The 1,301-nt window shown below is 74.3% G+C and carries 2 protein-coding genes; one reads left to right on the forward strand and one right to left on the reverse strand.

What is annotated here, in order from left to right:
• Positions 1-130 precede the first annotated feature (130 nt).
• The gene (locus AC529_RS05525; protein ID WP_068754069.1) at positions 131-580 is read left to right on the forward strand and encodes a DoxX family protein; all 450 of its coding nucleotides are present in this window, start codon (positions 131-133) and stop codon (positions 578-580) included.
• Between the two features lie 336 nt (positions 581-916).
• Here AC529_RS05525 and AC529_RS20335 read toward each other — a convergent pair.
• Positions 917-1,301: DUF6177 family protein (locus AC529_RS20335; RefSeq protein WP_232306583.1), on the reverse strand; the 385-nt coding region annotated here is incomplete at its 5' end.

Raw genomic sequence — 1,301 nt, forward strand, 5'->3', positions numbered from 1 at the left:
CCCCCCCCCCGCGCCCCCGACGGAGCAGGGGAACCGCGGCCCGGGATGGGACTCGCCCCTCCCCCGACTCGGGATGCCCCGCCGCGTCCTCCTCTCCTCCCCTCTCCCCTAGTCCTTCCGAGGTGACTCCATGAACCTGGACCGCTTCCGCGAGCCGGTGCTCGCACTGTTCCGCATAGTCGTGGGCTTCATGTTCTTCTGCCACGGCCTGGCCTCCCTGTTCGGCGTCCTCGGCGGCAACCAGGGCAGCGGGCAGGCCGTCGACTTCGCCTCCTGGCCGGGCTGGTGGGCCGCCCTGATCCAGTTCGTCTGCGGCGCCCTCGTCCTGCTCGGCCTGTTCACACGGGGCAGCGCCGTCCTGGCCTCCGGCTCCATGGCCTACGCCTACTTCGTCGTCCACCAGCCCAGCGCCCTCCTGCCGCTCAACAACCACGGCGAACTCGCCGCCATGTACAGTTGGGCGTTCCTGCTCATCGCCGTCCTCGGCCCCGGCGCCTGGGCCCTCGACCAGTTCGTCCTGCACCGCGGCGGCGCGCGGCAGCGCAAGTTGGCGACCGCGGACGCATCGTCGACGAGATGAGGAGGTGAGGCCGACAGGGAGATGACCGACAGCGCCTGAACAGGTCCCGGAACGCCCCTCACACGTTCCGTGACCGACTCCGGTCCGAGAAGGCACGGGCCGCGCTCTCTTCCGCTCCGGCGGGAGGGGACGCGGCCCGTTCTCGTGGTGCAGGCCGCCGCGCCCGGCGGCCACGGGTGCACCGCCTGTCCCTCCCCGGGGCGGGAGAGCACCGACCGGGAGCCCCGCCCGCGGTGCCCTGACGGCCCGGGCCGGGCCGGAGGAACGGGCGCCCGGTCCGCCCACCGGAGCACCGCGGACCGGTCCGGTCCGGCACGGCCCGCCCGCCCACCCCCGCTAGTCCCGGGCGAGCCCCTGGGGGCGCAGGTGCTTCAACAGCCCGTCGAGCACGCGCCAGTCCTCCGCGTCGACGCCGTCCCCGACCCGGTACCACACCGCCGGCGCCTTCACCGGGCCGACCACCTTCCCCGGCACGGGGGCGGCGAGCGCGCGTTCCCGGCCGATCTGGGCCACCCCTTCGGCGCCGACCGCCATCCCCACCGGGACCGGCACCCCCGACCAGTGCGGCGCATAGGTGACGTCGTCGCGCCCGGCGAGCCGGTGCACCGTCATGGTCTGCAAGATCTGCTGGTCGGCGAAGTGCTCCACGAGTTCCGCGAGCCGGTCGAGCGCGGGCTCCTCGCCCTCGGCGTAGCCGACCGCGAAGGAGACGCTCTCCTTC

It is taken from the genome of Thermobifida cellulosilytica TB100, from assembly GCF_001517975.1.
In the GTDB taxonomy this organism is placed as follows: Bacteria; Actinomycetota; Actinomycetes; order Streptosporangiales; family Streptosporangiaceae; genus Thermobifida; species Thermobifida cellulosilytica.